General features: G+C 66.0%; 22 protein-coding genes. 12 read left to right on the top strand and 10 right to left on the bottom strand.

The window, feature by feature from the left end; genetic code table 11:
* Positions 1–141: 141 nt before the first annotated feature.
* The 3 genes from AC0IX7_RS16975 (at position 142) to AC0IX7_RS16965 (ending at position 3,741) form a co-directional block, all read left to right on the top strand.
* Positions 142–2,277 (top strand): type I secretion system permease/ATPase, encoded by a 2,136-nt coding sequence (locus tag AC0IX7_RS16975; protein ID WP_471812999.1) that lies wholly within the window; start codon positions 142–144, stop codon positions 2,275–2,277.
* A complete protein-coding gene (locus tag AC0IX7_RS16970) occupies positions 2,274–2,474 on the top strand; it encodes a hypothetical protein (protein ID WP_471812997.1) in 201 nt (66 codons plus the stop codon). Before AC0IX7_RS16975 ends, AC0IX7_RS16970 begins: the two co-directional genes overlap by 4 nt.
* 199 nt (positions 2,475–2,673) lie before the next feature.
* Positions 2,674–3,741, top strand: coding sequence for a beta-barrel domain-containing protein (locus AC0IX7_RS16965; RefSeq protein ID WP_471813925.1), 1,068 nt, complete (start codon positions 2,674–2,676; stop codon positions 3,739–3,741).
* Here AC0IX7_RS16965 and AC0IX7_RS16960 read toward each other — a convergent pair.
* A complete protein-coding gene (locus AC0IX7_RS16960) occupies positions 3,674–4,150 on the bottom strand; it encodes a lysozyme inhibitor LprI family protein (RefSeq protein ID WP_471812996.1) in 477 nt (158 codons plus the stop codon). The genes AC0IX7_RS16965 and AC0IX7_RS16960 overlap by 68 nt on opposite strands.
* A gap of 335 nt (positions 4,151–4,485) precedes the next feature.
* Between AC0IX7_RS16960 and AC0IX7_RS16955 the strand changes: the two genes are divergently transcribed.
* Positions 4,486–4,656, top strand: a complete 171-nt coding sequence (locus AC0IX7_RS16955; protein ID WP_471812994.1) for a hypothetical protein — start codon at positions 4,486–4,488, stop codon at positions 4,654–4,656.
* A 153-nt stretch (positions 4,657–4,809) separates the two neighbouring features.
* Positions 4,810–4,998, top strand: a complete 189-nt coding sequence (locus AC0IX7_RS16950) for a hypothetical protein (protein ID WP_471812992.1) — start codon at positions 4,810–4,812, stop codon at positions 4,996–4,998.
* A 49-nt stretch (positions 4,999–5,047) separates the two neighbouring features.
* Here the strand turns inward: AC0IX7_RS16950 and AC0IX7_RS16945 are convergent, their stop codons facing one another.
* The 4 genes from AC0IX7_RS16945 to AC0IX7_RS16930 all read right to left on the bottom strand — a co-directional run bounded on the left by AC0IX7_RS16945 (position 5,048) and on the right by AC0IX7_RS16930 (position 8,468).
* Positions 5,048–6,346 carry a hypothetical protein gene (locus AC0IX7_RS16945; protein ID WP_471812990.1) on the bottom strand — a complete coding sequence of 433 codons (1,299 nt, stop codon included), beginning with the start codon at positions 6,344–6,346 and terminating at the stop codon, positions 5,048–5,050.
* 26 nt (positions 6,347–6,372) lie between these two features.
* A complete protein-coding gene (locus AC0IX7_RS16940; RefSeq protein WP_471812988.1) occupies positions 6,373–7,110 on the bottom strand; it encodes an acyltransferase family protein in 738 nt (245 codons plus the stop codon).
* Complete coding sequence (locus tag AC0IX7_RS16935; protein ID WP_471812986.1) at positions 7,086–7,709, bottom strand: acyltransferase family protein; 624 nt, start codon at positions 7,707–7,709, stop codon at positions 7,086–7,088. The genes AC0IX7_RS16940 and AC0IX7_RS16935 overlap by 25 nt, the downstream gene beginning before the upstream one ends.
* A gap of 126 nt (positions 7,710–7,835) precedes the next feature.
* Positions 7,836–8,468: a hypothetical protein gene (locus tag AC0IX7_RS16930; protein ID WP_471812984.1), complete on the bottom strand. Its 633-nt coding sequence runs from the start codon at positions 8,466–8,468 to the stop codon at positions 7,836–7,838.
* Between AC0IX7_RS16930 and AC0IX7_RS16925 the strand changes: the two genes are divergently transcribed.
* The 5 genes from AC0IX7_RS16925 to AC0IX7_RS16905 all read left to right on the top strand — a co-directional run bounded on the left by AC0IX7_RS16925 (position 8,458) and on the right by AC0IX7_RS16905 (position 12,762).
* Positions 8,458–9,153 carry a lipopolysaccharide biosynthesis protein gene (locus AC0IX7_RS16925; RefSeq protein WP_471812982.1) on the top strand — a complete coding sequence of 232 codons (696 nt, stop codon included), beginning with the start codon at positions 8,458–8,460 and terminating at the stop codon, positions 9,151–9,153. The two genes, AC0IX7_RS16930 and AC0IX7_RS16925, sit on opposite strands and share 11 nt — an antisense overlap.
* Entirely contained in the window at positions 9,150–9,734 is a 585-nt protein-coding gene (locus AC0IX7_RS16920) for a serine O-acetyltransferase (protein ID WP_471812980.1), read from the top strand. Before AC0IX7_RS16925 ends, AC0IX7_RS16920 begins: the two co-directional genes overlap by 4 nt.
* Positions 9,731–10,972 carry a glycosyltransferase gene (locus AC0IX7_RS16915; RefSeq protein WP_471812978.1) on the top strand — a complete coding sequence of 414 codons (1,242 nt, stop codon included), beginning with the start codon at positions 9,731–9,733 and terminating at the stop codon, positions 10,970–10,972. Before AC0IX7_RS16920 ends, AC0IX7_RS16915 begins: the two co-directional genes overlap by 4 nt.
* A 56-nt stretch (positions 10,973–11,028) precedes the next feature.
* Positions 11,029–12,180 carry an acyltransferase family protein gene (locus AC0IX7_RS16910; RefSeq protein WP_471812976.1) on the top strand — a complete coding sequence of 384 codons (1,152 nt, stop codon included), beginning with the start codon at positions 11,029–11,031 and terminating at the stop codon, positions 12,178–12,180.
* Between the two features lie 114 nt (positions 12,181–12,294).
* The gene (locus AC0IX7_RS16905; protein ID WP_471812974.1) at positions 12,295–12,762 is read left to right on the top strand and encodes a hypothetical protein; all 468 of its coding nucleotides are present in this window, start codon (positions 12,295–12,297) and stop codon (positions 12,760–12,762) included.
* A gap of 60 nt (positions 12,763–12,822) precedes the next feature.
* Here the strand turns inward: AC0IX7_RS16905 and AC0IX7_RS16900 are convergent, their stop codons facing one another.
* From AC0IX7_RS16900 to AC0IX7_RS16885, 4 genes are all read right to left on the bottom strand, one after another.
* Entirely contained in the window at positions 12,823–13,200 is a 378-nt protein-coding gene (locus AC0IX7_RS16900; protein ID WP_471812972.1) for a hypothetical protein, read from the bottom strand.
* A complete protein-coding gene (locus AC0IX7_RS16895; RefSeq protein ID WP_471812970.1) occupies positions 13,139–13,777 on the bottom strand; it encodes a hypothetical protein in 639 nt (212 codons plus the stop codon). Before AC0IX7_RS16895 ends, AC0IX7_RS16900 begins: the two co-directional genes overlap by 62 nt.
* A gap of 120 nt (positions 13,778–13,897) precedes the next feature.
* Positions 13,898–14,164, bottom strand: a complete 267-nt coding sequence (locus AC0IX7_RS16890) for a hypothetical protein (RefSeq protein ID WP_471812969.1) — start codon at positions 14,162–14,164, stop codon at positions 13,898–13,900.
* Between the two features lie 112 nt (positions 14,165–14,276).
* Positions 14,277–14,759: a sugar transferase gene (locus AC0IX7_RS16885; protein ID WP_471812967.1), complete on the bottom strand. Its 483-nt coding sequence runs from the start codon at positions 14,757–14,759 to the stop codon at positions 14,277–14,279.
* On the opposite strand from AC0IX7_RS16885, the gene AC0IX7_RS16880 reads away from it, so the two are divergent.
* Both AC0IX7_RS16880 and AC0IX7_RS16875 read left to right on the top strand, forming a co-directional pair.
* Complete coding sequence (locus AC0IX7_RS16880; RefSeq protein ID WP_471812966.1) at positions 14,725–15,735, top strand: hypothetical protein; 1,011 nt, start codon at positions 14,725–14,727, stop codon at positions 15,733–15,735. The genes AC0IX7_RS16885 and AC0IX7_RS16880 overlap by 35 nt on opposite strands.
* A gap of 237 nt (positions 15,736–15,972) precedes the next feature.
* Positions 15,973–17,046: a glycosyltransferase family 4 protein gene (locus AC0IX7_RS16875; protein WP_471812964.1), complete on the top strand. Its 1,074-nt coding sequence runs from the start codon at positions 15,973–15,975 to the stop codon at positions 17,044–17,046.
* On the opposite strand, the gene AC0IX7_RS16870 is transcribed toward AC0IX7_RS16875, so the two are convergent.
* A complete protein-coding gene (locus tag AC0IX7_RS16870; protein WP_471812962.1) occupies positions 17,013–18,221 on the bottom strand; it encodes a glycosyltransferase family 4 protein in 1,209 nt (402 codons plus the stop codon). The genes AC0IX7_RS16875 and AC0IX7_RS16870 overlap by 34 nt on opposite strands.
* Between the last annotated feature and the right edge of the window lie 287 nt (positions 18,222–18,508).

Genomic DNA, 18,508 nt, shown 5'->3' with positions numbered 1-18,508 from the left:
CGCGCTGCATCGCAACATCCGCTTAGGATTTTGGCCGTAACGTTAACCACACCGAATCGGTTTTGTGGAAGATGTTATGACCCCAGTCCGTGTTCCCGCCGCCCGTGTGCGAACCGCCCGTGCCGCAGATCGGCCCGGCGCATGAAGCATCAGGTGATCCAGGACGATAGCGGCCTGGTGGCGCTGACCGCGTTGCTGGCGATCCACCGCATCGCGGTCGATGCCGATCAGTTGCGCCACGGTCTGGGCCATTTCCACTCGCTCGACGCCGATGCGATCGTGCGGCTGGCGGGCGGCATCGACGGCGTGCGCGCCAAGTCGCGAACCGCCAAGCCCGAGGATCTCGCCCGCCTGCCGCTGCCGGCGCTGGCGGACGGGCCCGAGGGCTGGTTCCTGATCGGCCGGATGCAGGGCGACGAGGTACTGATCCAGCGCGCGCACCAGCCGGTCGCCAAGGTCGACCTGGCGACGCTCCAGACGCTCTGGTCGGGCACGCTCGTGCTGGTCACGACGCGCGAGAGCGCGGCGCTCGCGAGCAAGGGGTTCGATTTCTCGTGGTTCATCCCGCAGATCGTGCGCTATCGCCGGCTGATCGGCGAGGTGCTGCTGATCACACTGGCGCTGAACCTGCTCGGGCTCGCCGCGCCGTTGTTCTTCCAGAGCGTGGTGGACAAGGTGCTGGTGCACGGGACGCTGTCGACGCTGTCGGTGCTGACGATCGGGTTCGTCGCGGTGTCGTTCTGGGAGACCGCGTTCGGCTGGCTGCGTACCCGGCTGTATTCGGAAACGAGCCAGAAGATCGACGTCGAGCTGGGCGCGCGGCTGTTCCGCCATCTGCTGCGGCTGCCGCTCAGCTATTTCGAATCGCGCCGCGTCGGCGATACCGCGATGCGCGTCCGCCAGCTCGAGACGATCCGCGAATTTCTCACCAACGCCTCGCTGACGGTGCTGATCGACCCGCTGTTCGCGGTCGTCTTCCTCGCGGTTATGGCGCTGTATTCGGTCAAGCTGTTCTTCGTCGCAGTGCTCGCGATTCCCGCCTATCTCGCGGTCGCGCTGCTCGTGACCGGCCCGCTGCGCAGTCGGCTCGACGAGAAGTTCGAGCGCGGTGCGGCCAACAACGCTCTGCTGGTCGAGAGCATCGCCGGGATCCAGACGGTCAAGGCCGCCGCGGTCGAACCGCAGTGGCAGGACGCCTGGGAGCGCCGCCTCGCAGGCTATTCGGCCGCCAACCAGCGCGTCATCGACCTCGGCAACACCGGCAACAACGCGATCCAGCTGATCTCCAAGCTCAACATGGCGGCGATCCTGTATTTCGGCGCGCAGGCGGTGATCGCGCACGACCTGACCGTCGGCGGCTTGGTCGCGTTCAACATGTTCGCGCAGCGCGTGTCGGGCCCGGTGATCCGCATGGCGCAGCTGTGGCAGGAGTTCCAGCAGGTCCGGATCGCGGTCGAGCGGCTCGGCGACGTCCTCAACCACCGCGTCGAGCCGGGTGCCGGCAGCCAGACCGCGCTGCCTGCGATCCGCGGCAGCGTGACGTTCGAGAACGTCCGCTTCCGCTATGTCGACGATGGTCCGTGGACGCTCGACGACATCGACCTCGCCATCCCCGCCGGGTCGACGCTGGGCATCGTCGGCTCGTCGGGATCGGGCAAGTCGACGCTGACGAAGCTGCTCCAGCGGCTCTACGTCCCCGCCAACGGCCGCGTGCTGGTCGACGGGGTCGACGTCGCGCAGATCGATCCCGCGTGGCTGCGTCGCCAGATCGGCGTGGTGTTGCAGGAGAACGTGCTGTTCAACCGCACGGTGCGCGAGAACATCGCGCTCGCCAACCCCGCGCTGCCGATCGACAAGGTGATGGCCGCCGCCGAGATGGCGGGGGCGCACGAGTTCATCACGCGGATGCCGCAGGGCTATGACACGATGATCGAGGAGCGCGGCGCCAACCTGTCGGGCGGCCAGCGCCAGCGGCTCGCGATCGCCCGCGCGCTCGTCACCCAGCCGCGCATCCTGATCTTCGACGAGGCGACCTCCGCGCTCGACGCCGAGAGCGAGGAGATCATCCAGACCAACCTGAAGCAGATGGCGGTCGGCCGCACCGTCATCATCATCGCCCATCGCCTGTCCGCGATCCGCCAGTGCGACCGGATCGTCGCGCTCGAGAAAGGCCGCCTGGTCGAACAGGGATCGCACGACGAGCTGCTCAGCCACGACGGCCGCTACGCCGACCTCTACCGACGCCAGATGGGCGTCCTGTACGGGATCACCTCATGACCGCGCTCACCCATCATCTGTCGCTCGTCCGTCGCGCCTGGATCGAGGATCGCGCCACCCGCCGCGACCGTCGCATCCCGCTGGAGACCGCGTTCCTGCCCGCCGCGCTCGAGGTGATCGAGCGCCCGGTGTCGCCGACCGCGCGCATCACCACCTGGCTGCTGCTCGGCGGGATGGCGGCGACCGCCCTTGGCTGACGCTCGGCCATGTCGACATTGTCGCGACCGCGGAAGGACGGACGATCCCCGCCGACAGCGTCAAGCTGGTCCAGTCGGTCAGCGGTGGGCTGGTCCGCAAGATCTGGGTTCATGACGGCGATGTCGTCAAGCGCGGCCAGCCGCTGGTCGATCTCGATCCGACCCTGTCGTCGGCCGACGAAGCGCAGGCGCGCCAGGCATTGCTCACCGCCGAGATCGACGTGGCGCGCAACGCCGCGATCGTCGACGGGCTGAGCGGGGGCGCGGCGTGTTCGTCGCGCCGCCCGGCACGCCCGCCGACGTGCTGGACACGCAGCGCCGGCTGGTCGCCGCGCAACTCGGCAGCGCCCGCGCCGCCGATGCCGGGCTCGCCGCCGCGCGTCGCTCCGCGCTCGCCGATGCGGCCGGCGCGGCGGATCAGATGCGCGCGCTCGACGCCAACCGGCCGCTGATGGAGCGCCAGGTCAAGGCGGTCGAGACGCTGGCGGCGCGCGGCTATGCCAGTGGCTTGCGGGTGCTCGACATGCAGCGCCAGCGGCATAGCGAGATGGGCAGCCGCGACGTCGCCGCGCAACAGCGCACGCGCGGGCTGTCGGAGGCGCAGCGGTTCGGCGAGGAACTCAACCATTCGCGCGAACAGGCCCGCCAGACCGCACTCGGCGATCTCGCCAAGGCGCAGTCGGACGCAATGCAGCGCCGCCAGGATCTTGCCAAGGCCAGCCAGCAGAGCCGGATGCAGCGGCTGGTCGCGCCGGTCGACGGCACCGTCCAGCAATTGGCGATCCACACCGTCGGCGGCGTGGTCGAGCCGGTCCGCGCGCTGATGGTGGTGGTCCCCGACGGCAAGCTGACCGTCGAGGCCAAGCTACTCAACCGCGACGCGGGCTTCGTTCGCGCCGGGCAGCCGGTCTCGCTCAAGCTCGAAGCCTATCCCTTCACCCGGTTCGGCACGGTGCCGGGCCGGATCGTCTCGGTCAGCCGCGACGCGGTGCAGGACGAGAAGGGGCCGTCCTATTACATGGCGCGGATCGCGATGGACCAGCGCACCGTGACCGCGGACGGGCGCAAGATGACCCTGACCCCGGCCTCGCGGTCACCGCCGACATCCGCACCGGCCGCCGGCGCCTGCTCGACTATATGCTCGACCCGGTATCGCGCGACGTCTCCGAAGCGGCCCGCGAACGGTAGGGCAAAGGGGCCTACTCTGCTGAGCGGTCAACCTTCCAAGTCGCGAGCCATGCGAGGCGGTCGCTCGTCATGTTCATGAGGCATACGAAGCTGCCAAGCATGACGTAGCTAATACCGTCCGATACGTTGCAAGCGTCGTTCCTTCGGACGATCCAGCGACGTTCGGACGCGACGACGCGCCTGCGGTCCGCTGGGCCGAGCGATCGCAACAGCGTCCGGTAGGAAGCGTTGAGCGCCACGTTCGTCTTCGAGAGCTGTTCCCGCAGGCAGTGATTCTCGACATAGCCGTAGGGAAGCCCGTAGATATCCTCGATCCAGAGGCGGCCTTCGGTCACGTAACTATCCAGCGCCGCTTGCGTCCAGCACCGCCCCTTGAGATCGTCCGAGGACACGCCCTTGGGAAGCACGACGTCGAAGGCCGAAGGCCAGTGCCGCCGCAGGTTCGGATCACCGGAGGGCTGCGCGGTTGCTCCGCTCGCGATCGCCATGATCGCCGTGATCGCCGTGATCGCTATCGACAGGGAAACACTGGCGCGGGGGCCCCTTTCGATACGCGGTCGACGGTCGACTTCATCTCGGCGTCCTCCGGAATATCAAGCGTATGCCTGTTTTCGGACTGTAGCGATCGCGCAGTGCGGATCGCACCTTTTACTTGCGCGTCACGACCTGTCGCTCATGAAATTTGGGCATGACCATTGTCGGCGCTCGATCGGCTGGTCGGATGAACCGATCGCTTCGTCCGATGGGAGGTTTCGGGTCGCATCATCTAGGACAGCTCTCCGTACCTTGGGCTCGTACTTTACGAGCGACCTGGGAAGCTGCCGTGTCCGAGCTGTTGGAACCGATCGATTATGAGGCACTGGTGCTCGCCAAACTCGAGGATGCGGCGCAATCGTCGTCGCGGCGCGAGCGGTGCGCGCATCTGGACCAGGCGGCGGTGTTCGCCGCGCAAGGTGAAGCCGCCCGGTATGCCGAAAACGGCTCCCGCTCCTGAACGATGGCGCGTGAACGGGGGCGCGGGGTGTCGGGGCACCCGAACGTGCCACCGACGCCCCAGGAACTGTAAAATCTACCCCAGCCGGTGATCGTTTCTCGTCACGCGCGCCCCTCTTCCAGCGATTAGGGAGCGTGGGAAGGAGAAACTGCGATGATAGCTGCCGAAGATGGTCCTGCACCCGGCGCAGACCAGATCTGCGAGAATAACGCCTATCGGGCGGCCCGCGCAGAGTGGCATCGCAACCGCGCTGCAATCGCGACGGACGGCAGCATCAGGATGCTCCACGAGAAGTTCGCGGCCCTGTACAGCGCGCGTACCGAAACCGATCAGGCGGTGTAGCGGCGGATCGACACGGACTTCCGGATGATCGTGATTTCGACGCGCGAACTCAGGACGTGACCAATACTCGCTCGTCCGCCCCTTCCGGCTTGCGGACCCGGCGGCGCCATCCACCGGTTTCGGTCATGAACGCATCGCTGAACGCGTAGCCCATCATCAGCGTGGCGAACGCCGGGCCATAGCATTGCACCGTGATCGCGTAGACGTTCAGCATCATCAGCAACAACAGCTTGGTACGGTCCACCGTCCTGAAGCATGAGACGAACACGCCGGCGACGATGACCAGGAACGGTATCCCCAGCATCAGGTAGGTCGTCATGTAGAAGTTATCGACCGGCACGTTGTACTGGGCCATGTCCGAGAACTTCATCGGATAGGCGAAGCAGCCGAGGCCGCAGCCGATCAGGAGCCCCGCCGGGAAGATCTGCTGGAGGTAGGTGAAGGGCAGCTGCCAGCTGTTGTCGATGCGGTCCTGCAAGCTCATCAGCTTGGACGAGACGTCCTGCAGCTCAGCGCCGGCCAGGGTGAAGACCAGCACGAACGGTACCAGCACGGTCAGGAACGAGAATTTGGCGAGGAGGCGATCGACGTGGAGGCGGTTCTTTGCCGGGATCAGTACGTCGACCACTACCAGATGCAGCGTGAACATCGCCAGCGTCAGCAGCGCGGTGCGGTTGGTCGAGACCTGGATCGCCCAGAACATCAACGGGAGAATCAGAAGATTCATCCATTTGGGCACCCAGCGATAGACCATCATGTACGGGAACAGCACCATGAACGCGGCCATCGTGCTATCGCCTGCGAAGCCGCCGTACCGCACCTTGCCGTCGATCCACCACACGCGCGAGATGTTGCGCAGGCCGTTGAAGCTGTCGATGTCCGCGCCGACCCAGGGATAGTCGATATGCGGCGCGAAGATCAGGCCGATGATCGACACCGCCGACATGATCGCGAGGCAGACCCGCACCGCGGGCAGTCGCACGACGCTGCGTCCGCAACAGATGAACCCGACGAAGATCGGCATGAACGACTTGACCGACGACGCGAACATCGCCGGCGTCCAGGACATGAAGATGATCGACACGGCGGCCGCGGAAATCGTGCTCAACGTCGCGATGATCGCAAAGGACGAGCGCTTCTGGATCGCATAATGCCAGATGAAATAGGCGAACGCGACCATCGCCAGCAGATCGGGCACGAACCAGAGCGGCGACAGATGTGCCAGCTGCAGGAGATACCGCAGCATCCCCGTCAACGCGTCGCGGATGGCGAACATGCAGAGCACCGCGGCGGCGCAGGTCAGCGCCAGATCGTTCTTGCCGACCGCGCCCGCGGCATCGTCCGTCACGTCGGAACTATACCATATACTAGCCATCAGCGAGATTCCGGTTCTGCGGTGACGATGACGCCGGCACGGCCCGGCGCGGGTTGGCCGTCACCCATACCGGTACTGCCGAAGCGGCTCCAGCGTCGGTTGAGAAAGGCGAGCATCGGCTTTTCGATCACGCGGTGGACGATCACCGCGCCGACGAGCGCACCGACGATCGCGATCGGCAGGAGCAGCACGGGCGCACGCTCGAACAAACCGAGCTTCTGCGTGATCGCCTCGGCCACCTTGATCGCGATCGGGTGCGACAGATACAGCGCGTAGGAGGCATCGCCGCCGGCGACCAGCAGCCGGGTCAGGCCGGACGGCGCGACATGCTGCCCGCCGACCGGTTCCAGCCCGAGCACCGCGGCGGCCATGATCAGCGTCGCCGGAATGCCGCCGGTCACGATCCGCCCGATCGTGTCGTACGCGCCGGTCTGATAGCCGATCACCGCGAGCACCAGCGCGAGCGGCAGCATCGCGAACGCAATCGGGCGGGGAATGCGGACGCCCTTGAGGAACAGGTGCGCGAGCACGATCCCCGCGAGGAACTCGCCGGTCAGCGGATAGCCCCAGAAATGCAGCATCCGCCAATCGAGCGGTGCGAGATGCGCGACCGCCATCAGCCCGAGGATCGCGGCGAAGATGATCGCCAGCCCCGCAGTGCGGCGAAACGGCAGCGCGACCGCGAACACGACGTAGAACATCATCTCGTAGTTCAGCGTCCAGCCGAGCGTGAACACCGGAAAGCAATATTCGCCGCAGACCGGGCCGGGCAGGAACAGGTAGGAGAACAGGATGTTCGTTGCCCCGGCCGCGGCGCACCGGTCGCGATCAGCACGACCAGCGCAAGCGTCGTGAACAGCCAGTAGAGCGGCGCGATCCGGATCAGCCGGCGGCGCAGGAAATCGGCGGCGGCGCCGGCATTCCCGAACCGGTCGTGCATCATGTAATACATCACGAAGCCCGATATGACGAAGAACACGTCGACTCCGAGCCCCCAGTCGAACGGGATGAAACCCCAGTTGCCCGCGCGCGCGCCGATATGCTCGACGAGAGCGTGCTGGCTGTGACCGCACAGCACGAGGAACGCCGCGAGGAACCGCAGGATCTGGAGGCTGTCTATCCGGCCGAGACGCATCGGGAACACCTTCGTTTTGGGCAGGAAGATCGTGGCGCGGGACATCGCGCCCCGGACATGCTCACTGCGGAATGCACTATAGAAGGTCAATTGCGGAAAAGTATGCCGCAGTGCAGCACGATCCGAAATGACGCAGCGAGCATGCGACACGCCGACCGGATTTGGCGACGTGCCGGGGATACGGCCCCGTCCCGCGATCACCGCGGGTGGACGTATAGGACCGAAATCGCCTACTGGCATGCTGTAGTGCAGTATGACCCGGCAGTCGGCCGGCGATCGGATCTGCGCCGACGCCCTAGCGGAGACGCTGCCTTCATCATGTCTGTGTTACTGACACGATTGATCCGCGGCGGCGCGCCGAACATGGCTCTGCGCGGCTCGACGCTCTTTCTGCGATTCGCGCTGTCCTTCTATATCGTCAGCCAGCTCGGCCTCGCATCGGCGGGTGTTTACGGCCTGGCGATCGGCGCGATCGGCATCGTCCCCGCGACGGTCGGCTGGGGGCTGAACTATTTCGTGTCGCGCGAAGTGGTGGGGCATACGCCTGCGACCGCCGCGCCGCTGATCCGCGATCGCCTGATCATCACCTTCGCATCGCTGCTGGCTGGCACGCTGATCGCGGTGCCCGTGCTGATCTGGCAGACCGGCGAGATCACCCAGACCCAGGTCCTGATCCTGATCCTGCTGTGGCTGGAGACGCTCGCACTCGACATCTACATGCCGATGATCGGGCTGGAGCTGGCGCTGTTCGCCAACGTCCTGGTGTTCGTCCGCTCGGCGCTGTGGATCCCGATCGTCGTCGGAATCGGCTTTGCGGTGCCGGCGCTGAAGACGCTCGACATGATCTTCATCGGCTGGATTCTCAGCCACCTGCTCGCGATCGGCATGCTGTTCGTCTATTTGCGACGCTGGCCGATGAAGGCGGGCTTGCGCGAAGAAGAAGCTGAGCGTGCTGGTCAATCGCGCGCGCCGTGCCTGGTACATCTATTTCAGCGACCTCGGCATCGTCGGCCTGGGCTATGCCGACCGCTTCATCCTGAACGCGCTGCTCGGGCTGGTCGCGACGGGTATCTACAGCTTCTATTTCTCGATCACCAACGCGCTGCAGACATTGATCTCGACCGCCGTGGTGCAGCTTGCGCTGCCGCGGATGGTGCGCGCGTTCCGCGGTGGCGATCCCGCCGAGTGGCAGGCCGAGCTGCGCCGCCAGATGATCAAGACGTTGACCTTCGCCGCGGTGTTCAGCGTCGGCATCTTCCTGGCGACCGAGTTGATCTTCTACTTCGCGCCGCCGGGCCGCTTCCCGGTGTTCCGCGTGCTGCTCGCGATCATGCTGCTAGCGGCGACGATCCGTTCGGGCTCGGACCTGCTCAACGTGTCGATCACCAGCATGGGACGCGACCGCATGTACGCGGTCAACAACGTCGCCGGCGTGATCGTCGCGATCGCGTTCGGCACGGGGTTCATGTATTTCTTCGGGCTGATCGGTGCGGGCCTGTCGGCGGCGGCGACCGCCAGCACGCTGTTCATCGTTCGTTTGGTGTACCTGCGCCATGTCCTGAGCAAGATGAAGCAGTCCGATCTTTCGCCCGTTCCACACATGGCAACGGCGAACGATCCGGAAACGGGGATGCCGCAGCGATGACCGATACTCCTTCGCCATCGGCATGGCGCACCTGCGCCGATCATGTCCGCGGTGACCTGATCCGCGTTGCAAAGGTCGGCAGCCGGCGCCCGGGCGGCGCGTTTTTCATCTATGCGTGGTTGTTCCTCCCCGGCTTCCGCTTCATCCTCGCACACCGGATTCAGCGATTGCTGGCATCGATCCCGGCGATAGGCCGGATCGTGGCGCGACTATATTGGGCGCGGACCTGTCGACGATCCGGATCGGAGATCGCTGCGATCGCGAACGTCGGCCCCGGCTGTTACATGCCGCATCCCTATGCGATCGTGCTCGGCGACTGCACGGTGGGGCGCAACGTCGTGATCCTGCAATGCGTCACGATCGGCAAGCGCGGCGACGATGCGCCCCGCGGGCCGATCATCGGCGACGATGTCGAGATCGGCGCGGGCGCGACCATTCTCGGACCGATCACGATCGGCCACGGCGCCAAGATCGGTGCCAATTCGGTCGTGTTGAAGGACGTGCCGGCCGGCGCGATCGCCGCCGGAACGCCCGCGCGGATCCTGGGCGCGGCCAGCCCTTCGAGCGTCGGCGCGCAATGACCCCGCTCGCGGCGTCAGACCGCCCGGCGCTGCGCGTCTTCTATATCGGTGCCGGCGATCCCGTCGCGCCGCGATCGGGGATGGACGTCGTCGCGCGCGCGCATATCGGCGAGCTGGCGGCGTCGTCCGCGATCGCGCTGACCGGCGTGTTCGCGACGTTGCCGGCCGATACCGCGTCTCCTGCGTTCGGTGGTGTCACCGGCTATCGTGCGGATACCAGGACGCCGTCCAAGGCCCGCAAGCTGGCGCACCTGCTGTCGGGCAAGCTGCTGATGAGCATCGGCTTCGTCTCGACACCAGCGCGACGGGCGATCCGCGCGGGGTTGGCGGCGGGACCCGACCTGATCGTGGTCGATCACATCCAGGCGCTGGCGAACGTGTCGATGTGGCGGCTGGTGCTCGGACGGACGCCGTTCGTGTTCATCGCGCACAACGTCACGCCGGACACACTGGTCGACGGTGCGCGGTTGCGGAAATCGCGCCTGTCGGCGCTGTTCCTGCGTATCGAGGCGGTCCAGGCCTGGCTGATCGAGGCATTGCTGTTGCGCCGTGCGGCGCGGACCGTGTTCATCTCCGACAGCGATGCGCGCCACTACCGAGGACTGACGGGGGCGAAGGGCGTCGCGCTGTGCCCGGTGATCGAACGGAGCGCTCAGACTTCGGACCCAAAGGCGATCGCGCCGCCCTCCGACGGCGTCGATCAACGCCGGGTGCTGTTCATCGGCAGCCCCGGCTTCCCGCCCAATCGCGCCGCGATCGACTGGATCACGCGCGCGCTCGCGCCTGCGCTGCTGGCGCTGGACGCACCGGCGATCGTGACGTTCATCGGCAAGGGTACGCGCGAGCATATCGGCCCGCCCGCCGCGAACGTCGAAACGCTGGGCTTCGTCGCCGACGACGAGATGGAGCGGCTGCTCGGCACCTGCCTGTGCATGCTGAGCCCGGTCGTCCATGGCAGCGGATTGAAGATCAAGATGCTCGAGGCGTTCGCCGCGGGTGCGCCGGTGATGGCGACACCGCTGTCGTTGCAGGGATTCGAGTTCATGGGCGTGGAGGCGCTGCTCGACCTCGACCGGCCCGAAGCCGCCGCTCGCCATATCCTCGCCCTCGCGCAGGATCCCGCGGCGGTCGAGGCGGCGCGGACACAAGTGCGTGAACGCTGGGCCGCGCATAGCCGACGGCGCGAGGGCGCGCTGGTCGACACGCTGATCGATGCACGCGCGGCACGGACCCGATGATGGCCCCGATGATGGCGGCGACGACGAACCCTGGCGACGAACGAGGAGCGGGCATCGTGAGCGATACGCAGACGCACGCAGGACCGACCGGTTCACAGGCTGCCAAGGTCAAGGTGCTCGATCCCAACCTGTCGATCTATCTCGACCTGTTGCGACTGGTCGCGGCGTTCGAGGTGGTGCTGGGCCATGCGCGGCATTTCGTGATGCCGGGGCTGCCCGGATTCATCTCCGGCCATACGGGCGAGGCGGTCGCGGTGTTCTTCGTGCTGTCGGGGTTCGTCATCGCCTTCGTCGCGGAAGAGAAGGAGCACAGCCTTCGCGCCTATGCGACCGCGCGCCTCTCCCGGTTATATTCGGTGTGCCTGATCGCGCTGCTGGTCGGCTTCGCGTGCGACATGATCACCAACCGCTTCGGCGTGGTACCGTTGAGCACCCATGGCTTCTACGATCCCGCCTATCTCGCCAATCTGCCGTTCGCGCTGACCTTCACCAACGAACTTTGGTTCAGCCACCGCGTGTTCGGCAGCAACGAGCCTTATTGGTCGCTCGGATTCGAGGCGGCCTATTACGTCATCTTCGCGGCGTTCTTCTATCTTGGCCGCGTGCGCGGCGCGCTGATCGGCGTCCTGCTGATGATCGCCTTCGGGCCCAAGGTGGTCGCGTACATGCCGATCTGGCTGTTCGGCCTGCTCGCCTATCGTCACATCCGAGCGGGCCGGGTGACGATGTCGAAATGGCTGGCGTTGGCCGCCTTCGTCGCGACGATCCCGGGCTATTTCCTGGTCAAGCGGACGATGGAGCATTGGGCTTGGCCGATGTACGAGCCAGCCAGCGTGGCGCAACTGGCCAAGAGCTTCGTCTATTTCGCGCTGGTCGGCGTGGTCATCACCATCAACATCGTCGCGTTCCGCCGCGCCGCGGAAGGCCGCACCGTGTTCCCGGCGGGGTTCGCCCGTGCGATCCGCTGGTTGGCGGGCGCGAGCTTCACGCTCTACCTCATCCACCAGCCGTTCCTGATCATGCTGACCTCGCTGTTCCCCGGCCTGCGCACCCACCTGCTCGGCGGGTCCGTCGCGATCGGCGGCGCGGTCGCGCTGGCTCTGCTGATCGCCGAGGTGTCGGAGCGCCGCAAACGCGTGTTCCAGCGGATCGTCGGCAGCCTGCTTGGAGCTACGCCCCGCAGCGGGCAACCGAAGTCGGTCGGATAGCGGCAACTAATATTAGTTAGCAATCTGGTAACGATGAAATAATAGGATTTCGTCAATCCATGCCCCCTAGATCGGCCGATGGGTCAGGGGTCTGCCCCATTTAGGGAACGCATGGTGGCAACTGCTCATAATTTAGTTTCGTTTGCCGATACGGTCGAGCGCCGCGGCGAAACGCGCGTGTCGCTGGCGCGCACGGGCACGTTGCGCCTTGCCGACGAGTTGCCCTCGCGTGAAATTCGCATCGCCGATCTCAATCGCGACGGTTGTCGGATCGAGTCGCTCCTGCCGCTGGCGATCGACCAGGCGGTGACGATCGGCATTCCCGGCGTCGGCCAGAACAGCGCGCGGATCACGTGGGTCGGCCGGTCGGATTATGGCTGCCAATTCGACGTCGCGCTGCCCGCGGGAAGCGTGACCGCGGCGATGACCGACAACGTCCATGACCTCGGCCAGACACATGCCGCGTTCCGCGCGCCGGCTACGTTCAAATGGGCACCGCGCGGTCGACTGATGCTGCTCGGAGCTCTGAGCCTCGCCGGCTGGACGGCGATCACGATCGTCGCTGCACGCCTGCTGGCCTGATCCCCGGATCGAGGGTGCGCCCGGCCGGCAGACTCGCCGGACGCACCGTCGACCAGAGCGTTACATCATTCGATAGCGGATCGCCGTGCCTTTACCCGCCAGCGATACCACCACCGGCCGCGATCCGATCGGGATCGTCGTGTCGCGTGGCCCATCGGGCGCGCAGACCGTGCGATAGGGTACGGGTGCGCCGCCAAGCACCAGTTGCGCCTTCTGCGAAGAGCGGTCGGTCCAGGCGATCAGCTTGCGCGACTGGCCGTCGTCCATCCGGACCACGGTAAGCCCGGGTTGCGGCTGATCGACCCGCCAGCTCTTGGCGCGCGCGATCAGGTGCGTGACGTCGCGGACCATGCAGGCGGCGGGCTTGGGCTTATAATCATAGGTGAAGAGCCCGAAATTGTCCTCGATGTCGTCGGGGCGCTGACCCTGGTCCTTCAACTGATAGATCCAGACGCCGCGCATCCAGGGTGTCGCCGCGGACCAGAGCAGGAACTGCGCGATGTTGTCGCCCAGAATCGTTGCGCGCGATGTCGCAAGATCCGCCACGGGTCGTCGGCCAGCCGATCTCGGTGACGTAGATGGGCATCGCCCGCCCACCGCGGGTCGGCATCGCGCCATGCAACGCCTGCATCTTGTCGATCGCCTCGTCCGCCGTGCGGTTTTCGGGGCGTTCGCAATGATTGTAGTAATGCACCGACAGGCCGTCGGCACCCCGCAAGCCGCCACCGCCCGCGACCGAGCGAACCCATTGCCAGCCATCGTCGGTGCCCGCCGCCCCGGCGAGGATCGTGGCGCCAGGCTGGGTCGCGCGGATCGCCGCAGTGGCCTGCGCCGCCAGTCGGGCATAGGCGTCGCCACCGCGAGGGTCGCCGGGTCCGGCGCGTCCGATGAGCTTGCCCATCGCCGGGGCGGCGTTGAGGTTCCACTCGTTCCAGATTTCGTAGATCGGGCGCCGCGCGGCCGTCTGCTGTGCGGCATCGCGGGCGAGATCCGGCAAAGGCGGCACGGCCGGCATCGGTCACGGGAACGCCGTCGCCGCCGATCGCGGGATTGGGATGGTCGAGGATGAACAGCGGGCGCGCGCGCGTCGCGGCGAGGAAGGCGGCCTGACCGGGACGCACGGTGCCCGGGGCGTTCATCCCCGCCCCTTGAAGCCCGCCCAGGTCAGATCGTCGCGGAACGACGATGCGCCGACGGTCTCCATCGCCTGCGCGGTGCGCGCGGGATCATAGCCATAGTCGCCGCCGATACCGAAATGCACGCCGACCCCGACGATCAGCGGGACCGGTCGAGGGCTCAATGGCCCGTCGGGCAGCACCTTGAGCTGACCGGGCGTCGCCGCCATGGGCGCCATCGAGGCGAGCGCGATCGCGCCCCCGACCAGGCCGGAAACCGCGACCACGGTTCGGGCAAGGATTTTCCAGGATGGGCGCGGCGACGTCAGGGATCGGATGGACGGCATAGATTTCTCCTCGACCCCCGGATTTTGCGCTTAGCTCGCCCGGAATACGGGCTCAATAGGCGTTGCTGTGGACCAGCACGTTCATCGTCCGGAACAGGATCGTCACGTCGCGCATAAGGCTCCAGTCGTGGAGATATTCGAGATCGGCCTGAAGCCGGTTCTTGAGATCGACGTCGCGGTGCGTCGCGCCACGAAAGCCACGAACCTGCGCCAGGCCGGTAATGCCGGGCTTCAGCGCGTGGCGATGCCAGTATTCGCGATCGATTTCCCAGAACAGCTGGTTCCCTGCGAGCGATCCCAGCGCATGCGGGCGCGGGCCGACCAGGCTCATGTCGCCGAGCAGCACGTTGATGAACTGGGGGATCTCGTCGAGGCTGGTCTTGCGGATGAACGCACCGACGCGGGTGATCCGCTTGTCGTCGCGCTGGGTCGAGGTGGATCCGCGTGAATCCGAATTCTCGACTCGCATCGAGCGAAATTTCAGGATGTGGAAGATGCGGTTGCCGCGCCCGATCCGCTCCTGGCGGAACAGCACGGGACCAGGCGAGATCGAGCTTGACCGCGAGCGCGATCAGGATGAGCGCGGGCGAGATCGCGATCAGCACGACCAGCGTCACGATGATATCGAGCGCACGCTTCTTGGCCATGTCGGTATAGCTCAGCGGCCCACGCGCCACGAGCAGCGTCTGCCGGCCCTTGAAGTTCTGGAGCCCGAGCACACCGAGCTTGCCGAAGCCGGGCGACAGAATTTCGCCGTCGACATTGGCGCCACGCAGCAGCAGCGACCAGTCAAGCTGGCGATCCGCCGGGCATTGGACGACGACGCGCTCGTACTTGCTGACCATCTGGCCGAAACGGTTGAGCATGTGCGGGTTGCCCATGTCGGGCTCGATCCCGGCCTCTGCCGCGAAGATCGTGTCGCAGACCTGACGCTCGTTCCATTCGGCACGCGGGACATCGTCGACGATCAGCAATTCTGCCACCAACTTGGGCGCTGCCGTACGACGCACGACGATCACGATGGCCATCCTGAACCCGGCCATCAGGATCATCGTGCCGCCGAAACCGATCGCGAACGCGACCCGGGAAATCTCGTTGCCGGCCTGAACGAAGAAGATCAGCGTCAACAGCGCGAAGCCGGTGATCGCCAACGGCACGATCGCACGCAGGATCGATTCCGACCCGCTGGTGATCGCCGGCCGCGAATACGCCTTATTGTTGAAGGCGATCAGGAGGTAGATTGGCAGGACCGGATAGGCGAGATCGATCCCGCTCAACGACAGCCAATTGTCGCCGCGGACGAAACTGCCGATCGCGAAGCCGATCGAGATCGCCAGCAGATCCGTGAAGATCAGCAGGCAATACAGCCGCAATCGCAAATTGCGTCGGTGGAGTGCACCGGCCAACGAAATCTCGCCGACATGCTCCATGGCTACTTCCATCGCGTGACTAAATCCCTAGAAAATCGGCCACTGGTCAACCGACCGGTTTTCGCTGCGACGCAACAATGATAGCGGTTGGCCCGTTGTGGATCAATCGCTCGTTATAGCCGGACTGGACCTCATGAAAGCTGAACGAGGTCACCGAATCAGCCTAAGCGACGCACCATGACGCCGCGCGGCCAACCGGCAACCAGATGGCGTCGCGCCGTGCTTATCGACGGACAGAATTGGAAAATATAGACGATGATTGGGGTTAACGGTCGCTTCCTGGGTCGCTCGGTCACTGGCGTCGAACGATTTGCCCGCATGCTGCTGAACGAGGTGCATGACCGCATCGCACAGGGCGCAGAGCCGCCGCGCTGGACGATATTGCTCCCGCCGGGCGTTGCCGCTCCCGCTGAATGGCCCCATTTTTCAGCCCGGACGATTGGTAAAGGTGGCGGCCATGCTTGGGAGCAATTCCACCTGCCCCGAGCGGCGCACGGCTCGACGTTATTGAACCTCTGCAATTCCGGACCGGTCCTGCCGCGGCGATCGCTGACCGTCGTCCACGACGCGCTCGTCTACGACCTTCCCGGCAACTTTTCGCGGCCGTATCGGACCATGCACCGCACCCTGGGGCGCCTCATCGCGCGTCGCTCGCGGATCGCGACCGTGTCCGGCTTTTCGCGCGATCGGCTCGCCGCGGTGCTCGGCCTCGACCCCACGACGATCCCGGTCATCCCCAATGCAGCGGACCATGTCGATGCGATCGTGCCGGACACGGCGATCGTCGACCAGCTCGGTCTGACGCCGGGCCGCTTCATGCTGTTCGTCGGGTCGTTCGCGCCGAACAAGAACCTGCCCCGCGCGCTGGAGGCGTTCGCGCGAGTCGCGCAACCCGACGACCGACTGGTGCTGGTCGGCGCGGCGGTCAAATCCTTCGCGCAGAACGGCATGGATACGGTACCGCCCGGCGTGATCCTGCCCGGCCGGATCAGCGACGCCGCGCTGATGGGGCTGTATCGCGGTGCGCGTGCGCTCGTCTTCCCCAGCCTGTACGAAGGGTTCGGGATTCCCCCGCTGGAGATGATGCGCTTCGGTCGGCCGGTGCTGGCGGGCGACATCCCGCCGGTGCGCGAAGTGTGCGGCGACGCGGCGCTGTACGTCGATCCGATGTCGGTCGATCTCGATCGCCGCGGGGATGGAGCGGATGCTGCGCGACGACACGCTGGTCGAAACCCTCGCCGCACGGACCGTCTCACGCGCGAACGCCTATACCTGGGCGGCAAGTGCGGACGATCTGATCGCGGCGCTCGCGACGGTCTGAAACCGTACCGACCGGCCGGTCGGTACGGCGCGTCCTGTCAGCTGGCCGTGTTGCCGGTATCGCCGGAATAGAGCGCAATATAGCGGCCGGCGACCGCACCTTCGGAGAATTGCTCGAGCAAGGCCGGGTCGGCGGACCGCCGTGCGCGCCATGCGACCGGATCGGCCAGCGCACGACGGATCTGCGTGGCCAGCGCCTCCGGATCGTCCTTGGCGTACATCTCGGCGAGCGGCGCCATCGGGCCGATCTCAGGCGTGCCGCCGGCGTCCGAATAGAGCGTCGGCGTACCGCGCGCGAGGCTCTCGATCATCGTGCGCGGCAGCGGTTCGGGCCAGGTCGAACCGATGATCAGCACGTCGATGCTATCGTAGAAGGCGTCGGCCTTGACGAACCCCATCCAGTCGATCCGCGGATCGGGATAGCGTGCCTTGAGCCCCTCGATATAGTCGGTCTGGCCGCCGCCCGCGATCCGCAGCCGCCAGTCGCCCTCGACGCCGGTGATCGCGGTCAGCACGACCTCGATGCCCTTTTCGGGTTCGACCCGGCCGATCACGCCGAACACCAGTCCGGGCGCATCCTCGCGTCCCGGCCGTTCCAGGCTCGACACCACCGAGGTGACGTCGGCGATGTTGAAGATCACCCGGCTCGGCGTATCGCGGAAAAAGCCGTGCCGCTCGTGCGTGTCGATCACATAGCGGCTGTTCGAGGCGACCGCGTCGACCAGCGGCGTGTTGTGCTTCTTGCGGTCGGTGAGCAGACGGCAATCGCCGCACCGCTCGACGCAATCCTTGCGGTCGCGGTACAGCGCCGCGCGCGCGCACATCAGGCTGTAGTCGCGCAATGTGTGGACGATCCGGATGTCGTTCGCGCGCGCCCAGTGCCAGATCTCGGTCGAGAAGCCCTGCAGGTTGTTGGTGTGCAGGACATCGGGCTTGATCCGCTTGGCGAGCGCGATCAGGTCGCGCGTCGCCCGCCGATTGCGCCGGTCGCGCAGATGCCACAGCAGCCGCGCGGGCTTTGACGGGCGATGGTCGGGGCGGAACGGCCAATAGATATTGCGCAACGGCAAGCGGTGGACCGTTACCAGCCCGTCCTGCTCCTCGAGGGTCGCGTCGCCGTCGTGCAGCGAGGCGACATGAACGTCGTGTCCCCGTGCCGCCACGGCCCGCCCGAGCAGCGCGACCGAACGCTCCGCTCCGCCCACGGAGGACGGGGGATACAACGTATTTACGATCAGAATGCGCATGCTACCCTTCGGATCGTTCCATGCGGCCATGCCGTCATGCATACAGCCATGATGCCGCTGATTGAAATTGCCCGCGGACTGTTGCCGTCCCGGTCGATCGTTGCCGAATTCGAACCATGATCCACCGAAAATGCCACGTCATCGATGTTCACTTCGCACGTGCGGTATCGCGTCGCCACCACTTCCTGCAACCACGAAGTGCCTCGACGCGGCGAAAAACGGCCAACGCTTGCTCGATTCTTACAAAAAACGGTACAAGTTCATCGGCATGGCCTTGCGGGGCTTTG

It is taken from the genome of Sphingomonas sp. AC411, assembly GCF_979253035.1.
This window is presented reverse-complemented; position numbering and strand designations above follow the sequence as displayed.